The organism is Rhodanobacter sp. PCA2 (genome assembly GCF_013620825.1).
In the GTDB taxonomy this organism is placed as follows: Bacteria; Pseudomonadota; Gammaproteobacteria; order Xanthomonadales; family Rhodanobacteraceae; genus Rhodanobacter_A.
Genome location: NZ_NJIC01000012.1, coordinates 124361 through 142704 on the forward strand (window position 1 = coordinate 124361; position 18344 = coordinate 142704).

The window sequence follows — 18344 nt, forward strand, 5'->3', positions numbered from 1 at the left end:
AACGCAGATGACCACCCTGGCGGCGGGAATCATGCTGTTCCTGATCATGGACCCGCTGGGCAATATCCCGATCTTCCTCAGCCTGCTGAAGGACGTGCCGCCCAAGCGCCGCCGTCGCGTGATGGTGCGCGAGCTGCTGATCGCGCTCGGCGTGCTGCTGGGCTTCCTGCTGGGCGGGCAGGTGCTGCTGAACCTGCTGCAGCTGAAACCCGATTCCATCAGCATCGCCGGCGGCATCGTGCTGTTCCTGATCGGCATCCGCATGGTGTTTCCGCCGGCGGACGGCGGCGGCATCTTCGGCAAGTCCGGCGGCGGCGAGCCCTTCATCGTGCCGATGGCGATACCCGGCGTGGCCGGTCCCTCGGCGATGGCGGCGCTGCTGTTGCTCACCAACACCCAGCCGGGGCGCACCGCGGACTGGGCGATCGCCCTGATCGGCGCATGGCTGGCCACGGCGGTGATCCTGCTGTGCTCCACCTACCTGTTCCGCTGGCTGGGCGAGAGCGTGCTGACCGCGCTGGAACGCGTGATGGGCATGCTGCTGATCGCCCTTTCCGTGCAGATGTTCCTGGGCGGCGTGGCGGCGTACCTGCATCTGCGGCTCTGATCGCCCCGGTCGTCAGCGTCGTCGCCAAGGGGATATTCAATCTGGCGACAACCCGAATGAATGCGCAGTGTCTCCGGGCTTGAACCGGGGCACTTGCCTGCGCGTCGTGGCAATTGTAAAGATGCTGTCAGCGGAGCTCGCCAAAATGCTAACATCGGCGTAAGGATTCCACGGGCGAATCCAGAGATCGGCTGCTCGGGGCGCGATTTTCGATCCCGGGCCACAACGCAATGGCTGCACTCACCCACCTGACCTTGCGGTCGGGTTTTTTTGCGCCCGAAGAAATCGTTTTTTCTTGCAATGGCCGCAAGAAATGCATGGGCGGGCGGGCTTGCGGTGCGGCCCGGTTTGCCATGGAGCGGGCTCGCGCGATCCGGATGGATTGTGCGGCCTCGTGCCTGGCGGTATCGGCAACGCGCGACGGCCAGCATGCAGGTTTTGCATTGCCGCGTGTTTTCCTTTTTTTCGAGCCGCGGCCGCATTCGAATGAAAATCCAACCAAGAGGTTCCGACACCATGAAGCAAAACCATCTTTCCCTGGCGATTGCGCTTGCCTGTTGCATGGCGCCCGGTCTTTTGCTGGCGCAGACGGCGGCCAGCCAAGCCGCCACGGATTCGGCCACCCCGCCTCCGCAGGAGCAGCGCAGCAGCGTATCCAGCACCTCGAACACCACGACGTCGAACGACACCCGGCGCGGCGTGCAGCAGTTGAGCGCGGTGCAGGTGACGGCGCAGTCGCTGGCGCTGGGCGGCGGCCTGATGTCGGTGCAGACCGCTCCGAAGGCGGTCTCCACCATCAGCCGCGACGCGATCGTGCAGGCGGCGCCGGGTGCCACCTTCGTGCAGATGATCGACAGCATCCCTGGCGTCAACGCTTCGACGGACGACGTCAGCGGCCTGGCCAACGGCAATTACCAGATCCGCGGTTTCACCAGCGACGAGATCGCCGGCACGGTGAACGGCGCGCCGATCAACGACAGCGGCAACTACAAGATTTACTCGACCGAATACGGCGACGCCGAGAATTACGGCGACATTACCGTGCTGCAGGGTTATCCGGACGTGGACATGCCGGTTTCCGGCGCGGCCGGCGGCTCGATTTCCTGGGTGACGATAGACCCCTCGCACCAGGCCGGTCTGGACATGACCCAGAGTTTCGGCGACCACGATTATCGGCGCACCTTCCTGCGGCTCAATACCGGCGACCTCGGACCGGTGCGGGCATGGCTTTCCTATTCGAACAATTCGGTCAACCAGTGGCGTGGCCCGGGCGACATGAACGTCACCAAGGTGGACGGCAAGGCGCTGTGGACCATCGACGGCAACGATTACGTCTCCGCCTCGTTCCAGTACAACCGCGAACGCAATTACGGCTACAACAGCCTGACCAAGGCGCAGATCGCCCAGGGCGGTTATTTCCAGAGCTACGACACCGCCTACAGCCCGACCGACACCTACTACTGGAAGCTCCATACCAATCCGTTCCAGAGCTGGCTGGCGAGCATGGACGGCGAGTTCCGGCTCAGCGACAGCCTGCGCCTCTCGGTGGTGCCGTATTTCTGGTACGGCAACGGCGGCGGCGGCGGCGGCTACAAGTTCACCGAGTCGACGGTGACGCAGAACACCATCGGCTATGCGAACCAGGACATCAACGGCGACGGTAGGATCGGCGGCAACGCCGTGGCCTACGCGTTCAATGCCACTTATACCTATCGCCCCGGCATCATCGCCAAGCTGAACCAGGACTTCGGCATGGACGACAGCCTGGAATACGGCTTCTGGTACGAGCGACCGCGCCAGCAGCAGAACGAGTTCTTCACCCCGGCCGCGAACGGCGAGCCGGCGGATTTCTGGGCCACCACCGACCTGATCCGCTACTCCAACGGCGTGGTCCAGCGGGCGTACCGCGAATACACCACCTCGGACACCCGCAAGGTGTTTGCCACCAATACCTGGACGCCGAACGACCAGTGGACCGTGACCGTGGGCGCGGCCTATCTGTGGGAACAGCGCAGCGGCTACGACTACCAGAACTGGGGCAGCCAGAGCAGCAACCCCAAGTACGCCCAGTTCGGCGGCGCCGCCAGCGCCACCTATCGCAAGCTCAGCCCCACCGCGGGCGTGAAGTACCAGCTGGACGACGAGAACCAGTTCTACCTCGGTGCCGGCCGCACGTTCCGTGCACCGATCAACGGCGCGCTGCTGCAGAACTTCGCGGCCGCGGCCAATTCGAAGAACACGGCCAACGCGGCGGCCGGCGCCTACGTCAACCAGCCCGAGACCGCCACCACGGTGGACCTGGGCTGGCGCTTCTACGCCGACCGGTTCTCGGCCAACATCGACGCCTACGAGTCGCACCTGAAGAACAAGCAGATTTCGGGCTACGACAACGCCACCGGCGGCACGGTCTACCTGAGCCTGCCGAAGATGCGCATGCGCGGCCTCACCGCCGAGGCCAGCTACAAGATGACGGCGAACTGGACCGTGTACGCGAACTACTCGCTGCAGCGGGCCACCTTGCAAGGCGACGTCGACACGCTGGGCGACGGCATCTATCCGACGCACGGCAAGAGCTTCCTCAACACGCCGAAGAACTCCGGCTACCTGCGCGTGGCCTACAGTCACGGCCCGCTCTGGGCCAGCCTGGACGCCAAGTACCGCGGCGCGGTCTACGGCGACTGGATGAACACCGACAAGGTTGGCGGCTACACGGTGTTCAACCTCAACGCCGGCGTGAACCTGCCCGACCTCTCGAGCTGGCTGCACCACCCGTACGTCAAGCTCAACGTGTTCAACCTGGGCGACCGCCGCGCGCTGACCAACGCGAACAACATCGGAGCGTTCCTGGCGAGCAACCCGGGCGGCATGTACACGGACCCGTCCACCGGCAAGCCGCTGTACACCTCGGCGCCGTACTACTCGCTGCTGCAGGACCGCACCTACATGGTCACCTTCGGCGTTTCCTTCCACTAGCAGCCGGGTCGGCCGCCTGCGGCCGGGCAGCCCGGACAGCCAGCCGGCACCCAGCGGGTGCCGGCTTTTTTGTGCGCGCAAGAGGCCCGGGCATCTTCTTGCGACCGGCCGTGGGCTGGCAGGTAAGTGTGATATTTACGCTAAAAGTTACGATTCTGTAATATGGTGCGGCTACATTCGTCGCGATGGGTCAGGGGCGGCCGTCGTGCCGCGCTTTTCGGAACATCAAGTTATTCCAGTGGAATCAGTCTATTAGAACGGAAAGAGGGGTGGCCCCTCTACGCTGGTCCCGTGTTTTTCCTGCGAATTTTCTAGGGGTCAAATCTCGATGAACAACAGTCTTCGTACCAAACTCCTGCCGGTGGCGATCGCCTCGCTGCTGGCCGCCGCGCCCGTGCTGGCCCAGGACACCTCGTCCTCGATCAGCGGCCGCGTGCTGGACGCCAACAATCAGCCGGTCAGCGGCGCCACCGTGCAGATCGTGCACGAGCCGTCGGGCACCACCAAGGTCACCACCACCGACGCCAGCGGCCGCTACGCCGCGCAGGGCCTGCGCGTGGGCGGCCCGTTCGACGTCACCGTGTCCAAGGCCGGCATGACGCAGACCGAGCAGAAGGGCGTCTACCTGCAGCTGGCGCAGGACACCGCGGTCAACCTGACCATGGGCGCCGAGCAGGCGAAGCAGGTGAAGGAACTCGGCGGCGTCACGGTCACCGGCCTGGCGACTGCGCAGACCTTCAACCCGGACAACAAGGGGCTGTCCACCAACGTTTCCGGCCGCGACCTCAAGTTCGTGCCGTCGCCGGGCCGCTCGATCCAGGACATTGCCCGCCTCGACCCCCGCATCGCCATCACCGACCGCGGCGACGGCTCGATGTCCGCGATGGGCATGAACAGCCGCTACAACAAGATCAGCGTCGACGGCGTCGGCGTGGGCGATCCCTTCGGCCTGAACTCCAACGGCATGCCGTACCTCGGCTCGCCGGTCTCGGTCGACACCATCGCCGAATACAACCTGTCGACCGCCAACTTCGACACCACGTCGGACACCGTCGGTGCGGACATCAACGCAGTGACCAAGAGCGGCACCAACCAGTTCCACGGTTCGCTGTACTACGCCTACCGCAACGCGGGCGACATGGTCGGCGACGCCGGCTGGATCCACAACGGGGACGCCGGCTACAAGGGCTACAACCGCGACTGGACCGGCGGCCTGACCGTGGGCGGCCCGATCATCCAGGACAAGCTGTTCTTCTTCGCCAGCTACGAGAAGCAGAAGACCGTCGGCCTGGGCAACGACTCGGCGAACGGCCTGGACAGCTCGCTGACCGGCGCCTCGACCAGCAACAAGATCTCGCCCAGCGACCTGCAGCGCGTGATCAACGCGGCGAATGCGCTTGGCCTGCACCCGGGCGACTTCCGCGGCGGCGGCGTCGATCTGGACAGCAAGCGCTCGCTCGTCAAGCTGGACTGGAACATCACCAACAACCATCGTGCCAGCCTTGCGTTCCAGCGCACCAAGGAAACGCAGCCGGTGATCCAGGGCAACAGCAACAATGCCATCGGCCTCACCAGCTACTGGTACACGAAGAACAGCGACACCAAGAACTATTCGCTGCAGTTCTTCGACGACTGGAACGACGTGTTCTCCACCGAAACGAAGGTCGGCTACAAGAACTTCACCCAGGTGCGCACCGTGCCGTGGCAGCAGCCGCAGGTCTTCGTGAATCTCGGCAAGGACAACAACGGCAAGCTCAACGGTTCCTCGCCGTACATCGACCTGGGCGAAGACCAGTACAGCGACTACAACCAGATCAAGACCAAGACCTGGACCCTGTTCACGGCCGGCACGCTGTACCTGGGCGACCACACCGTGAAGGGCGGCATCGACTTCCAGCAGGACAAGATCTACAACCTGTTCGGCCGCACGCAGTTCGGCGCCTACACGTTCTGGGGCATCGACAACTTCGAGAAGGGCATCTACAACCAGTTCGACCTGTATCAGCCGGCCAAGGGCTACACGCTGGACGACGTGGCCGGTGCCTGGACGCTGCGCCGCTACAGCTTCTTCCTGCAGGACAGCTGGCAGGTCACCGACCGCCTGTCGTTGCTGTACGGCTTCCGCGTGAACCGCTACTCGACCAGCGACAAGCCGATCTACAACCCGACGTTCGAGCAGGCCTACGGCTTCCGCAACGACCAGACCATTGATGGATCGACCCTGGTCGAGCCGCGCCTGTCGTTCAACTACTCGTTCGACACCGAGCGTCCGACCCAGCTGCGCGGCGGCGTGGGCCTGTTCCAGTCCAACCCGCCGACCGTGTGGATGACCAACCCGTACCAGAACAACGGCATGACGGTGGCCACCTACTCGATCCGCAACAGCGCCAACGCGCCGGTGGGCCCGGGCACCAACTTCCCCGCCTTCAGTTCGGATCCGCACGGCCAGAACGTGCCGCCGCCGTCCGCCACGCAGATGGCCGTCGACACAGTGGCGCCGAACTTCAAGCTGCCTTCCGTGTGGAAGTCCAGCCTGGCGATCGACCACGAGCTGCCGTGGCTGGGCCTGGTCGCCACCGCCGAGTACGAGCACATCCAGGTCCGCAACGCGATCTGGTACAAGAACCTCAACATCGGCGCCCCGACCGGCACGCTGCCGGATGGCCGCTTCACCTACTACAAGAACCCGCTGGCCGGTCCGACCGGCAATACCAACCGCGCGAACGCCAACAAGCAGTTCTCGGCGAACACGACCGAACTGGACAACACCCGCAAGGGCCACTCCGACGCGCTGACCCTGTCGTTGAAGAAGCCGTTCGCCAACGAGTGGGCCGCGAGCCTGGGCGTGACGTTCGCGAACGCGAAGGAAGTGAACCCCGGCACCTCCAGCCAGGCTTCGTCCAACTACAGCAACAACGTGTGGATCAACCCGAACGAGGACGTTGCCAGCACCGCCAACTATGCGGTGAAGCAGCGCGTCACCGCGTCGGTGAGCTGGTCGCATGCGTTCTTCGGCGACTACGCGACCACCGTCAGCGCGTTCTACAACGGCCAGACCGGCCAGCCGTACAGCTGGACGTTCTCCAACGACGCCAACGGCGACAGCTACAGCCGCGACCTGGCGTACATCCCGCGTCCGGGCGACGTGGTCTTCCAGAGCGGCACGCCGCAGCAGGCGATCGACCAGTTCTACTCCTTCATCCAGCAGGACAGCTACCTGAAGGACCATCAGGGCCAGATCGCCCGCCGCAACGGCACCCGCGCGGCCTGGACGAACCAGCTCGACCTGAGCGTCAGCCAGGAAGTGCCGGGCCTGTTCAAGGGCAACAAGGGCGAGATCCGCCTGGACGTCTACAACTTCCTGAACATGCTCAACAACGACTGGGGCCAGCAGCTGTATGTGCCGTTCCCCTACACCCGCAGCCTCGCCAGCTTCGCCGGCGTGGATCCGGCCACCGGCAAGTACATCTACAGCCTGCCGCTGGACGCGAACAAGAACTACCAGCCCGGCACCAAGGTGTATTACGACGCCGGTCGCGACATCAAGACCAACGTGGTTTCGCGCTGGTCGGCGATGCTGACCCTGCGTTACACGTTCTGACGCAGGTTCCTGTTGCGGCAACACCAGGACCGGCACCCGCGAGGGTGCCGGTTTTTTTGTGCGTGCCGTACACGCGTCGTAACCCCCTTCCAGGCAGCCCGTCGTCTTGACCGCGACACGGTCGAGGCGGGAAGCTTCCGGGTCGCCGCATCCGCGCGGGCGTGTGCCCGCGGGACAGTGGCATGGAGATACGGATGAATGATGCAGGTGCCGGCGTCGCCGGCCGCAACGCCACCGTGAGCGCGCGCATCTCGCCCGCCGGCGGCCTGGACATACTTTCCCGCCACGAGGTGGCGCGCCTGCGCGGCGCCAGCGACTCGGGCCTGCACGGCCTGCTGCGCCGCTGCGCGCTGGCGGTGCTGACCTCGGGCACGATCAGCGACGACCCGCGGGCGATCCTCGAGCAATATCCCGATTTCGACATCCAGGTGCTGCAGCAGGACCGCGGCATCAAGATCGAACTGACCAGGGCGCCGGCGCAGGCCTTCGTGGATGGCCAGATCATCCGCGGCATCAACGAACTGCTGGTGGCGGTGGTGCGCGACATCGTCTACGTGTCCACCCAGATGGAGCTGATCGGCAGCGACCTGGACCCCTCGGACGCACTCACCCAGGCAGTGTTCGAAATCCTGCGCAACGCGCGCATCCTCAAGCCGAACATCGACCCGAACCTGGCGGTGTGCTGGGGCGGCCACTCGATCTCGCGCGAGGAGTACGACTACACCAAGGCGGTGGGCTACCAGCTCGGCCTGCGCGGGCTGGACATCTGCACCGGTTGCGGTCCGGGTGCGATGAAGGGGCCGATGAAGGGCGCGACGATCGCCCACGCCAAGCAGCGCCGCCGGCACAACCGCTACATCGGCATCACCGAGCCGGGCATCATCGCGGCCGAATCGCCGAATCCGATCGTCAACCACCTCGTCATCATGCCGGACATCGAGAAGCGCCTCGAAGCCTTCGTGCGCATCGGCCACGGCATCATCGTGTTCCCCGGCGGCGTGGGCACGGCCGAGGAGATCCTCTACCTGCTCGGCATCCTGCTGCACCCGGACAACGCCGGCGCGCCGTTCCCGCTCATACTCACCGGCCCGAAGCAGTCGGCGGCGTACTTCGAGCAGATCGACCGCTTCCTGCGCCTGGCGCTGGGCGACGCGGTGGCGCAGCGCTACCAGATCATCGTGGACGATCCCGCCGCCGTGGCCAAGGCGATGGCGAAGGGCATCGACAAGGTGCGCAACAACCGCCTGGACACCAAGGACGCGTTCTTCTTCAACTGGGCGCTGCACATTCCGCTGGAATTCCAGACCCCGTTTCGCCCCACCCACGAGGCCATGCGCGCGCTGCAGCTGCACCACGGCAGGCCGCTGCACGAACTGGCGGCGGACCTGCGCCGCGCGTTCTCCGGCATCGTGGCCGGCAACGTCAAGGAGGAGGGCGTGGAGGCGATCGAGAAGAACGGGCCGTTCGACATCGACGGCGACCGCGACATCATGCAGGCGCTGGACAAGCTGCTGCAGGCCTTCGTGGAACAGCAGCGCATGAAACTGCCCGGCGGCGCGGCCTACGTGCCGTGCTATCGCGTGATCACGGGCTGAAAGGCCGGGCGCGGCGCTCAGCTTGACAGCCCGTCGCCCGCCCTACAAACTACGCAGCTCCCGCCCGAATAGCTCAGCCGGTTAGAGCACTTGACTGTTAATCAGGGGGTCGTTGGTTCGAGTCCAACTTCGGGCGCCAGATGAATGAAAAGGCCGGCAGCGATGCCGGCCTTTTTGCGTGCGCGACATTCAGGTTTGTGATCACTGCGCCGCGGCACAACTGGCGGCCTGCTGAGGAGTGGCCTTGGCACCACGGACGCGGCCGGAATTCGAGATCACCACCACCAGGGCCTCGTTCGGCTGACCGCGGTGGCAGAAGCGCAAGGTGTTGGTCATGCCAGCGGCGCTGCCGTCGTTCTGGAAACGCACCAGCCGGCGTCCGCTGTCGCCCAGGATGGTGATACCTGCGTAGGCTGCCCCGACACGCAGCGGCGCCCCGGCTGGCTGGCCCTTGCGGGCCGGATCGTGGCCGACCAGCCAGCCGGATTCCCAGCGCGTCTCGCCGCTGCAGCGCACGCCGTCACGGCTGGGGCACAGCAGGGTGCGTTTGCCGCTGAAGGCCGCCGTGCCGCGTGCGTGCTGCAGGGCGGCGATGAACTCCGTCTGCGCCAATCGCACCTGGTTGCGCCGCAGCAGTTGCGTCAGCGGCGGCGCGGCGATCGCGGCCAGCACGCCCAGCAACGCAACCACCATGATCTGTTCGATCAGCGTGACGCCGGCCTGTCGTTGGTGGAATCCGCAAGCCTGCCGCATCGCCATGATGCGTGCTCCTGCACGGGCGGGAGGATCATGCTAGGAAGGCCGCTTCAGCCGGCCAGCCAGCAGGCAGATGGCCGCAACGTGGGTCGCTGCTGACAGGGGTTGTCAGCAGCGACGATTTAATATGCAAGCTGCCGCCCGCATATCGTCCGCCATGACCGATCGATTCGAACTCGTCGCGCCCTACCAGCCCTCCGGCGACCAGCCGGAGGCGATCCGCCGCCTCAGCGATGGCTTCGAGGCCGGCCTGGCCGCGCAGACCCTGCTTGGCGTCACCGGTTCGGGCAAGACCTACACCATCGCCAACGTGATCCAGCAGGTGCAGCGGCCCACCATCGTGATGGCGCCGAACAAGACGCTGGCGGCGCAGTTGTACGGCGAGTTTCGCGAGTTCTTCCCGAACAACGCGGTGGAGTACTTCGTCAGCTACTACGACTACTACCAGCCCGAAGCCTATGTGGCGGCGTCCGATACCTACATCGAGAAGGATGCCTCGATCAACGAACACATCGAGCAGATGCGGCTGGCGGCGACCAAGGCGCTGCTGTCGCGGCGCGACGCGATCATCGTGGCCACGGTGTCGGCGATCTACGGCCTGGGCAATCCCGAGGATTACCTGTCGTTGCGCCTGATCCTCGCCAAGGGCGAGCGCATCGAGCAGCGCCAGCTGATCCGCCAGCTCACCGAGCTGCAGTACACGCGCAACGAGACCGAGCTGCGGCGCGGTACCTACCGCGTGCGCGGCGAGATCATCGACGTGTTTCCCGCCGAATCGGAAACCGAGGCGCTGCGCATCGAGCTGTTCGACGGCGAGGTGGAAGGACTCTCGCTGTTCGACCCGCTCACCGGCGAGACCATCCGCAAGCTGCCGCGCTACACGGTCTATCCGCGCACGCACTACGCGTCGACGCGCGAGAGCGTGCTGAACGCCATCGACACCATCAAGGACGAGTTGAAGGACCGGCTGGAGGTGCTGTACCGCGACAACAAGCTGGTCGAGGCGCAGCGGTTGGACCAGCGCACCCGCTACGACGTGGAGATGATGGCCGAGGTGGGCTACTGCCAGGGCATAGAGAACTACTCGCGCCATCTCACGCGGCGCGCGCCCGGCGAGCCGCCGCCCACGCTGTTCGATTACCTGCCGGCCGACGGCCTGCTGGTGGTGGACGAGTCGCACGTCACCGTGCCGCAGCTTGGTGCCATGTACAAGGGCGACCGCTCGCGCAAGGAGACCCTGGTGGAATTCGGCTTCCGCCTGCCGTCCGCGCTGGACAACCGCCCGCTGCGCTTCGAGGAATGGGAAGCGCGGGTGCCGCGTGCGATCTACGTCTCCGCCACGCCGCGCGACTACGAGCTGCAGAAATCCGGCGATGCCATCGTCGAACTGGTGGTGCGCCCCACCGGTCTGGTCGATCCGGAAGTGGAGGTGCGCCCGGTGCGCACCCAGGTCGACGACCTGCTGGGCGAGGCCAACAAGCGCATCGCGATGGGCGACCGCGTGCTGGTCACCACGCTGACCAAGCGCATGGCCGAGAACCTCACCGAATACCTCTCCGAGCACGGCGTGAAGGTGCGCTACCTGCACTCGGACATCGAGACGGTGGAGCGCAGCGAGATCATCCGCGACCTGCGCCTCGGCGAGTTCGACGTGCTGGTGGGCATCAACCTGCTGCGCGAGGGCCTGGACATGCCCGAGGTGTCGCTGGTGGCCGTGCTCGACGCCGACAAGGAAGGCTTCCTGCGTTCCACCGGCTCGCTGATCCAGACCATCGGTCGCGCGGCCCGCAACGTGCGCGGCAAGGCCATCCTCTACGCCGACGAGGTCACCCGCTCGATGCGGGCGGCGATGGACGAGACCGGCCGCCGCCGCGAGAAGCAGCTTCTCTACAACGAAGCGCACGGCATCATCCCGAAGACCGTGCAGCGGCGCATCGCCGACATCATGGAGGGCGCGCGCAGCGAAGCGCCGTCGCGAGGCCGAGGCAGCAAGGGCCGGCAACGCGCCGTGGCCGAGCCGGCGGCCAGCTACGAGGCGATGGACCCGGCCAAGGCCGCCGCCACGATCAAGAAGCTGGAAGCGCAGATGTACAAGCACGCCCAGAACCTGGAATTCGAGGACGCGGCGAAGCTGCGCGACCAGATCCACAAGCTGCGCGAGCAGGCGCTGCGCTGAATTGCCGGGCCAGCCCCGTGGGGCGCAGTTGTGGCGCTGCGGCAAGTCGCCTATACTGCGCGGCCCGTGCGGCTTGCCGCGCGGTTTCGGGCGGTTAGCTCAGCGGTAGAGCACTACCTTGACATGGTAGGGGTCACAAGTTCGATCCTTGTACCGCCCACCAGATACCATGCGACGGCGCGAACTTCGGTTCGCGCCGTTTCTTTTTCCGGCTGGAGCGGCGCAATGGTCTATCTGTGGGTGAAGAGCTTCCACGTGCTGTTCGTGATCGCCTGGATGGCCACGGTGTTCTACCTGCCGCGCATCCTGGTGAACCTGGCCGAGGCGGGCGACGAGCCTGTGGTGAAGGCGCGGCTGCTGCTGATGGGGCGGCGGCTGTACAAGTTCGGCCACAACATGTTCGGCATGGCCTTCCTGTTCGGCCTCGTGCTGTGGCAGGGCTGGCGGGTGTTCCCGTCGAAGCTGCCGAACGTCACCGCGGGCACGCACTGGATCGACGCCAAGCTGACCCTGGTGGCGGTGCTGCTGGTCTATTTCGTGTGGGCGGGGCGGATGATCAAGCGTTGCGAGCAGGGCGGGGCGCTGCCGTCGTCGAAGGCGCTGCGCTGGCTCAACGAGCTGCCGGTATTGCTGCTGCTGGGCGTGGTCTTCCTGGTGCTGGCCAAGCCGTTCTGAGCGCTGTTCGCTATCGCTTGAAATAGTCGCGATACCACGCCACGAAGCGCGCCACGCCATCCTCGATGGAGGTATTCGGCGCGTAGCCCACGTCGCGCCGCAGCGCCGACACGTCGGCCCAGGTGTCGGGCACGTCGCCCGGTTGCATCGGCAGCAGGTTCTTTTCCACCGTGCGGCCCAGGTGCTGCTCCAGCAGTTCGATGAAGCGCGGCAACTGCACCGGCTGGTCGTTGCCGATGTTGTAGACGCGGTACGGCGCATTCGAGCTGCCGGCATTCGGCGCCTCGGCGTCGTACGCGGGATCGGGCGCGGCCGGGTGGTCGAGCGTGCGGATCACGCCCTCCACGATGTCGTCGACATAGGTGAAGTCGCGGCTGTGGTTGCCGAAGTTGAACACGTCGACCGGCTCGCCGCGGCTGATGCGGTCGGCGAACAGCATGGGCGACATGTCCGGCCGGCCCCACGGGCCATACACGGTGAAGAAGCGCAGCCCGGTGGTGGGCAGGCCATACAGGTGGCTGTAGCTGTGCGCCATCAGCTCGTTGGCCTTCTTGGTGGCGGCGTAGAGACTGACTGGGTGGTCGACTGCATCCTCCACCGCGAACGGCAGCTTGCGGTTGGCGCCGTAGACCGAGCTGGACGAGGCATAGACCAGGTGTTCGACCCCGCCATGGCGGCAGGCTTCGAGGACGTTGCCGAAGCCGACCAGGTTGCTCTGCACGTAGGCCTGCGGGTTCTTCAGCGAATAACGCACGCCGGCCTGCGCGGCCAGGTTCGCCACGCGCTGCGGCTTGAAACCGGCGAAGGCTTCGTTGATCGCCGTGGCGTCGGCCAGGTCGGCGCGGCGGTGGGTATAGCCGGGGTGGCCGGCGAAGCGGGCGAGGCGCGCTTCCTTCAGCCGCGGGTCGTAGTAGTCGTTGTGGTTGTCGATGCCCAGCACTTCGTCGCCGCGCGCCAGCAGGCGTTCGGCCAGGGCGGCGCCGATGAAACCGGCGGTACCGGTGACGAGGATGCGCATGGGCGAGGCTCTTGTGGCGGCGGGGCAGGGCTATTGTCGGCGGCAAGGCGCTGAATTGACAGCGCGCGATGGGCTAGACTAGCGTTCCGCCATCGGTATCAGAGACAAGGTGGCCTGCGTCAAAGCGCCGGCCGAGCGTGCGACATGGCAACTACCCGCAACCACCGCTGACGACCCCGACGCCTTGTGCTCCACGCAGGCGCTTCGGCGCCTTTGTTTTGTCCGCCATCCGGGCAGGCAAGCGCAAACCGGCCATCCACGGCCGCACTTCTCAACAGGCGACGTCCGTTGCGACGACGCGGCAGGAATGAACATGATCGAGATCACGCTACCCGACGGCAGCAAGCGCCCGTTCGACCACCCCGTTTCCGTGCAGGACGTGGCTGCCTCCATCGGCGCCGGCCTGGCCAAGGCCACCCTGGCCGGCAAGGTGGATGGCCGGCTGGTGGACGCCAGCTTCCCGATCGAGCACGACGTCAGCCTCGAGATCGTCACCGAGAAGAGCCCCGAGGCGCTGGAGATCCTGCGTCATTCCACCGCGCACCTGCTGGCGCAGGCCGTGCAGCGGCTGTACCCGGGTGCGCAGGTCACGATCGGTCCGGTGATCGACAACGGCTTCTACTACGACTTCGCCTACGAGCGCCCGTTCACGCCCGAGGACCTGGAGAAGATCCAGGCGGAGATGGAGAAGATCGTCAAGGAGGCGCTGCCGGTGACGCGCAGCGTGAAGTCGCGCGACGACGCGGTGGCGTTCTTCCGCGGCATCGGCGAGAGCTACAAGGCCGAGATCATCGCGTCCATCCCGGCCAACGAGGAGCTGTCGCTTTACTCGCAGGGCGAATTCACCGACCTGTGCCGCGGCCCGCACGTGCCCAACACGGGCAAGCTGCGCGCGTTCAAGCTGATGAAGGTGGCGGGCGCCTACTGGCGCGGCGACAGCAACAACGCGATGCTCACGCGCATCTACGGCACGGCCTGGCTCAGCGACAAGGACCTCAAGGCCTACCTGCACCAGTTGGAGGAGGCCGAGAAGCGCGACCACCGCAAGATCGGCAAGGCGCTCGACCTGTTCCACCAGCAGGAGGAAGGCCCCGGCATGGTGTTCTGGCACCCGCGCGGCTGGGCGATCTGGCAGCAGGTGGAGCAGTACATGCGCGGCGTGTACCGCAAGAGCGGCTACCAGGAAGTGCGTTGCCCGCAGGTGCTCGACGTGTCGCTGTGGAAGAAGTCCGGCCACTGGGACAACTACGCCGAGAACATGTTCTTCACCGAGTCGGAGAAGCACACCTACGCGCTGAAGCCGATGAACTGCCCCGGCCACGTGCAGATCTTCAACGCCGGCCTGCACAGCTACCGCGACCTGCCGATCCGCTACGGCGAGTTCGGCGGCTGCCATCGCAACGAGCCCTCCGGCGCGCTGCACGGCATCATGCGCGTGCGCGCGTTCACCCAGGACGACGGCCACGTCTTCTGCACGCCGGAGCAGATCGAGCCCGAGGTCACCGCCTTCCATCGGCAGGCGATGCAGGTCTACGGCGACTTCGGCTTCGACAACATCGCGCTGAAGATCGCGCTGCGCCCGGACAAGCGCATCGGTTCGGACGAAGTGTGGGACAAGGCCGAGGAGGCGCTGCGCGCCGCCTTGCGCGCGGCCGGCGTGGCGTGGGAGGAGCTGCCGGGCGAGGGCGCCTTCTACGGTCCCAAGATCGAGTACCACATGAAGGATTCGATCGGCCGCGCCTGGCAGGTCGGCACCATGCAGGTGGACTTCATGATGCCCGAGCGCCTGGGCGCCGAGTACGTGGACGAGCACAGCCAGCGCCGGCACCCGGTGATGCTGCACCGGGCCATCGTGGGCTCGATGGAGCGCTTCATCGGCATCCTGATCGAGCACCATGCCGGCTTGCTGCCGCCCTGGCTGGCCCCGGTGCAGGCGGTGGTGTTCAGCATCACCGACGCCCAGGCCGATTACGTCCGCGAGGTGACGCAAGCCCTTGTCGACAAAGGTTTCCGGGTCGAGGCCGATTTGCGCAACGAAAAGGTCGGCTATAAAATCCGCGAACATACGTTGCAGAAAGTTCCCTACCTGCTTGTCGTTGGTGATCGCGAGAAGGAGTCCGGGGCGGTTTCCGTGCGTACCCGTTCGGGCGAGGATCTGGGCAGCATGCCGCTGGCCGCCTTCGCCGAGCGTCTGGGGGCCGAGACGCGGCGCTGACCGCCGCCCGGCCGACATCGTTCAATCTTCTGGAGGACCGTGGTATCGCTACCACCGACAACAAGGGCAACCGCCGCAATCTTGAAATCCGCGTGCCGCGCGTACGCGTGATCGGGCCGGATTCGGAACAGCTGGGCATTCTCACCCGCGACGAGGCGCTGCGCGCCGCCGAAGAGGCGGGCATGGACCTGGTCGAGATCCAGCCGAACGGCGACCCGCCGGGCTGCCGCATCATGGACTACGGCAAGTTCAAGTTCGAAGCCCAGAAGAAGGCCCAGGCCGCCAAGAAGAAGCAGAAGCAAGTCGAGATCAAGGAAGTGAAGTTCCGTCCGGTTACGGACGTGGGCGACTACGAGATCAAGCTGCGCAACATGCTTCGCTTCCTCGAGGAAGGCGACAAGGTCAAGGTCACCATCCGCTTCCGCGGCCGCGAGATGTCCCACCAGGACCTCGGCCAGGAAATGGCCAAGCGCATCCAGGCCGACATCGGCGAGATCGGCCAGGTGGAGTCGTTTCCGCGCCTGGAAGGCCGCCAGATGGTCATGATGATCGGCCCCCGCAAGAAGCAGTGATCCATTGGACGGCGGCCTGGAGGCCGCCGTTTCGCCCCAGGGACCGAATCCGCGCCGCAGGGCGCATCCGCCACTCCGCCGGGTGTGGCGCCGGGCGCGTTATCCCCGTATAATCGCCCGTTCGACCCGCCAGGAAGGGTCGTGCACCGATGTCGGCAGGATGGAAAGCGCGGCCTCGCGGTCGCCGCCGAATCAGTCAGAAACCGGGGCCTCGACCCCATCAAGGAGCATCACCATGCCCAAGATCAAGACCAACCGGGCGGCGGCGAAGCGTTTTCGCAAGACCGCTTCCGGCAAGTTCAAGGCCGGTCACGCCTTCAAGTCGCACATCCTGACCAAGAAGTCGACCAAGCGTAAGCGCAACCTGCGCGCCACCAACCACGTCAAGGCGTGCGACACCAAGGGTGTGGCTCGCATGTTGCCGTATCTCTGAAGCGGGAGGACTAGACCATGGCTCGTGTAAAGCGTGGCGTTACCGCCCGTCGTCGTCACAAGAAGATCATCGGCCGCGCGAAGGGCTACTACAACGCCCGTCGCAAGGTCTTCCGCGTAGCGAACCAGGCCGTCATCAAGGCCGGCCAGTACGCCTATATCGGCCGCAAGCAGAAGAAGCGCCAGTTCCGCGCCCTGTGGATCGTGCGCATCAATGCCGCCGCCCGTCAGTTCGGCCTGTCCTACAGCCGCCTGATCAACGGCCTGGCCAAGGCCGGCATCACGGTCGACCGCAAGGTGCTGGCGGACATCGCCGTGCACGACATCAAGGCGTTCGGCGCGATCGCGGAAAAGGCAAAGGCCAGTCTGGCGGCGTAATCTGCGCTCATCCTTGATCGCGAAGATCAGGACGCGGCCATCCGTGGCCGCACTCTCAAAAGGATGCGCGTGACGTCTGCGGGGAGAAGGCCGGTGCCTTCTCCCCGTTTTTGTTTGACGCCGCCGCTTTTCGCGTTGGCCTCCTCTCCCCGCCGGGGAGAGGATTGAGGTGAGGGGGCAAGGCTTGCCCTGAACTTCCTCGAAGCACGCTTCGAGCCGGCATCGACGCAGGAGCGGCCCCTCACCCCAACCCTCTCCCCGGCGGGGAGAGGGGGCTGGATTCAAGGCGGGAAATACAGCGATGGATGATCTCGACAGTCGCGCCGCGCAGGCGCTGGCCGACATCGGCAAGGCCGACACGCTGGACGCGCTGGACGCGCTGCGCGTGGGCCTGCTGGGCAAGAGCGGCATCGTCACCGCCGCGCTGAAGGCGCTGGGCGCGCTGGCGCCGGACGAGCGCAAGGCGCGCGGCGCCGAGGTCAACCGCGTCAAGGAACGCCTGGCCGATGCGCTGGCCGCGCGCAAGGCGACGCTGGAGCAGGCCGAGCTGGATCGCCGGCTCGCTTCCGAAACCATCGACATCTCGCTGCCCGGCCGCGACGGCGAGCGCGGCGGCATCCATCCGATCACCCGCGCGCTGGAGCGCATCGCGTCGATCTTCGCGCGGCTGGGCTACCAGCGCGCCGACGGTCCCGAGATCGAGGACGACTGGCACAACTTCGAGGCGCTGAACTTCCCGCCGCACCATCCGGCGCGCGCCATGCACGACACCTTCTACTTCGGCGACGGGCGCCTGCTGCGCACGCATACCTCGCCGGTGCAGATCCGTTCGATGAAGGGGCGCCAGCCGCCGATCCGCATCATCGCGCCGGGCAAGGTCTACCGCAGCGACTCGGACCAGACCCACTCGCCGATGTTCCACCAGATCGAGGGCCTGCTGGTCGACGAGACCTCCAGCTTCGCCGACCTCAAGGGCACGCTGGCGGAGTTCGTCCGCGCGTTCTTCGAGCGCGATTTCGAGATGCGTTTCCGCCCCAGCTACTTCCCCTTCACCGAGCCCTCGGCCGAGGTGGACATCCGCTGGGAAACCGCGGACGGCCAGTCGCGCTGGCTGGAGGTGCTGGGCTGCGGCATGGTGCACCCGAACGTGCTGGCGAACTGCGGCATCGACCCGGAACGCTACACCGGCTTCGCGTTCGGCCTGGGCGTGGAGCGCTTCGCGATGCTGCGCTACGGCGTGGCCGACCTGCGCGCGTTCTTCGAGAACGACCTGCGCTTCCTCAAGCAGTTTGCCTGAGAGCGGGGATTCGGGAGTGGGGATTCGGGATTCGAAAGAGCCGCGACCG

At 65.9% G+C, this 18344-nt stretch carries 13 protein-coding genes and 2 tRNA genes; 13 read left to right on the forward strand and 2 right to left on the reverse strand.

Annotated elements, in window-relative coordinates; translation table 11 throughout:
* Positions 1–7: 7 nt before the first annotated feature.
* From PCA_RS04955 to PCA_RS04975, 5 genes are all read left to right on the forward strand, one after another.
* A complete protein-coding gene (locus PCA_RS04955; protein ID WP_181301484.1) occupies positions 8–607 on the forward strand; it encodes a YhgN family NAAT transporter in 600 nt (199 codons plus the stop codon).
* A gap of 561 nt (positions 608–1168) precedes the next feature.
* The gene (locus PCA_RS04960) at positions 1169–3580 is read left to right on the forward strand and encodes a TonB-dependent receptor (RefSeq protein WP_255436669.1); all 2412 of its coding nucleotides are present in this window, start codon (positions 1169–1171) and stop codon (positions 3578–3580) included.
* 328 nt (positions 3581–3908) lie between these two features.
* A complete protein-coding gene (locus tag PCA_RS04965) occupies positions 3909–7181 on the forward strand; it encodes a carboxypeptidase regulatory-like domain-containing protein (protein WP_181301486.1) in 3273 nt (1090 codons plus the stop codon).
* A gap of 194 nt (positions 7182–7375) precedes the next feature.
* Positions 7376–8776 carry a nucleotide 5'-monophosphate nucleosidase PpnN gene (ppnN, locus tag PCA_RS04970; RefSeq protein ID WP_181301487.1) on the forward strand — a complete coding sequence of 467 codons (1401 nt, stop codon included), beginning with the start codon at positions 7376–7378 and terminating at the stop codon, positions 8774–8776.
* 62 nt (positions 8777–8838) lie between these two features.
* Positions 8839–8915: transfer RNA gene (locus PCA_RS04975), tRNA-Asn, on the forward strand.
* Positions 8916–8977: 62 nt separating this feature from the next.
* Here the strand turns inward: PCA_RS04975 and PCA_RS04980 are convergent.
* On the reverse strand, positions 8978–9535 hold the full coding sequence (locus PCA_RS04980; RefSeq protein WP_255436670.1) for a GspH/FimT family pseudopilin: 558 nt from the start codon (positions 9533–9535) through the stop codon (positions 8978–8980).
* Positions 9536–9689: 154 nt separating this feature from the next.
* On the opposite strand from PCA_RS04980, the gene uvrB reads away from it, so the two are divergent.
* The 3 genes from uvrB to PCA_RS04995 all read left to right on the forward strand — a co-directional run bounded on the left by uvrB (position 9690) and on the right by PCA_RS04995 (position 12383).
* Positions 9690–11708, forward strand: coding sequence for an excinuclease ABC subunit UvrB (gene uvrB, locus PCA_RS04985; RefSeq protein ID WP_181301488.1), 2019 nt, complete (start codon positions 9690–9692; stop codon positions 11706–11708).
* A gap of 88 nt (positions 11709–11796) precedes the next feature.
* Positions 11797–11871, forward strand: a tRNA-Val gene (locus PCA_RS04990).
* Between the two features lie 62 nt (positions 11872–11933).
* Entirely contained in the window at positions 11934–12383 is a 450-nt protein-coding gene (locus PCA_RS04995; protein ID WP_181301489.1) for a CopD family protein, read from the forward strand.
* A 10-nt stretch (positions 12384–12393) separates the two neighbouring features.
* Here PCA_RS04995 and PCA_RS05000 read toward each other — a convergent pair whose 3' ends face one another.
* Positions 12394–13401 (reverse strand): NAD-dependent epimerase, encoded by a 1008-nt coding sequence (locus PCA_RS05000; protein ID WP_181301490.1) that lies wholly within the window; start codon positions 13399–13401, stop codon positions 12394–12396.
* A 313-nt stretch (positions 13402–13714) separates the two neighbouring features.
* On the opposite strand from PCA_RS05000, the gene thrS reads away from it, so the two are divergent.
* From thrS to pheS, 5 genes are all read left to right on the forward strand, one after another.
* Positions 13715–15616 carry a threonine--tRNA ligase gene (thrS, locus tag PCA_RS05005; protein ID WP_181301491.1) on the forward strand — a complete coding sequence of 634 codons (1902 nt, stop codon included), beginning with the start codon at positions 13715–13717 and terminating at the stop codon, positions 15614–15616.
* 44 nt (positions 15617–15660) lie between these two features.
* Positions 15661–16188: a translation initiation factor IF-3 gene (gene infC, locus PCA_RS05010; protein WP_343204415.1), complete on the forward strand. Its 528-nt coding sequence runs from the start codon at positions 15661–15663 to the stop codon at positions 16186–16188.
* Positions 16189–16423: 235 nt separating this feature from the next.
* Positions 16424–16621, forward strand: coding sequence for a 50S ribosomal protein L35 (gene rpmI, locus PCA_RS05015; protein WP_019467379.1), 198 nt, complete (start codon positions 16424–16426; stop codon positions 16619–16621).
* A gap of 17 nt (positions 16622–16638) precedes the next feature.
* Entirely contained in the window at positions 16639–16998 is a 360-nt protein-coding gene (gene rplT / locus PCA_RS05020) for a 50S ribosomal protein L20 (RefSeq protein WP_128898432.1), read from the forward strand.
* 301 nt (positions 16999–17299) lie between these two features.
* Positions 17300–18295, forward strand: coding sequence for a phenylalanine--tRNA ligase subunit alpha (pheS, locus tag PCA_RS05025; protein ID WP_181301492.1), 996 nt, complete (start codon positions 17300–17302; stop codon positions 18293–18295).
* The last annotated feature ends 49 nt before the right edge of the window (positions 18296–18344 follow it).

What these genes read in the sequence shown, in the direction of transcription:
- rpmI (WP_019467379.1), top strand. Translation starts at nt 16,424, where the DNA reads ATGCCCAAGATCAAGACCAACCGGGCGGCGGCGAAGCGTTTTCGCAAG.
- PCA_RS04955 (WP_181301484.1), top strand. Translation starts at nt 8, where the DNA reads ATGACCACCCTGGCGGCGGGAATCATGCTGTTCCTGATCATGGACCCG.
- uvrB (WP_181301488.1), top strand. Translation starts at nt 9,690, where the DNA reads ATGACCGATCGATTCGAACTCGTCGCGCCCTACCAGCCCTCCGGCGAC.
- rplT (WP_128898432.1), top strand. Translation starts at nt 16,639, where the DNA reads ATGGCTCGTGTAAAGCGTGGCGTTACCGCCCGTCGTCGTCACAAGAAG.
- PCA_RS04960 (WP_255436669.1), top strand. Translation starts at nt 1,169, where the DNA reads ATGGCGCCCGGTCTTTTGCTGGCGCAGACGGCGGCCAGCCAAGCCGCC.
- PCA_RS04965 (WP_181301486.1), top strand. Translation starts at nt 3,909, where the DNA reads ATGAACAACAGTCTTCGTACCAAACTCCTGCCGGTGGCGATCGCCTCG.
- pheS (WP_181301492.1), top strand. Translation starts at nt 17,300, where the DNA reads ATGGATGATCTCGACAGTCGCGCCGCGCAGGCGCTGGCCGACATCGGC.
- PCA_RS05000 (WP_181301490.1), bottom strand. Translation starts at nt 13,401, where the DNA reads ATGCGCATCCTCGTCACCGGTACCGCCGGTTTCATCGGCGCCGCCCTG.
- PCA_RS04980 (WP_255436670.1), bottom strand. Translation starts at nt 9,535, where the DNA reads ATGGCGATGCGGCAGGCTTGCGGATTCCACCAACGACAGGCCGGCGTC.
- ppnN (WP_181301487.1), top strand. Translation starts at nt 7,376, where the DNA reads ATGAATGATGCAGGTGCCGGCGTCGCCGGCCGCAACGCCACCGTGAGC.
- thrS (WP_181301491.1), top strand. Translation starts at nt 13,715, where the DNA reads ATGATCGAGATCACGCTACCCGACGGCAGCAAGCGCCCGTTCGACCAC.
- PCA_RS04995 (WP_181301489.1), top strand. Translation starts at nt 11,934, where the DNA reads ATGGTCTATCTGTGGGTGAAGAGCTTCCACGTGCTGTTCGTGATCGCC.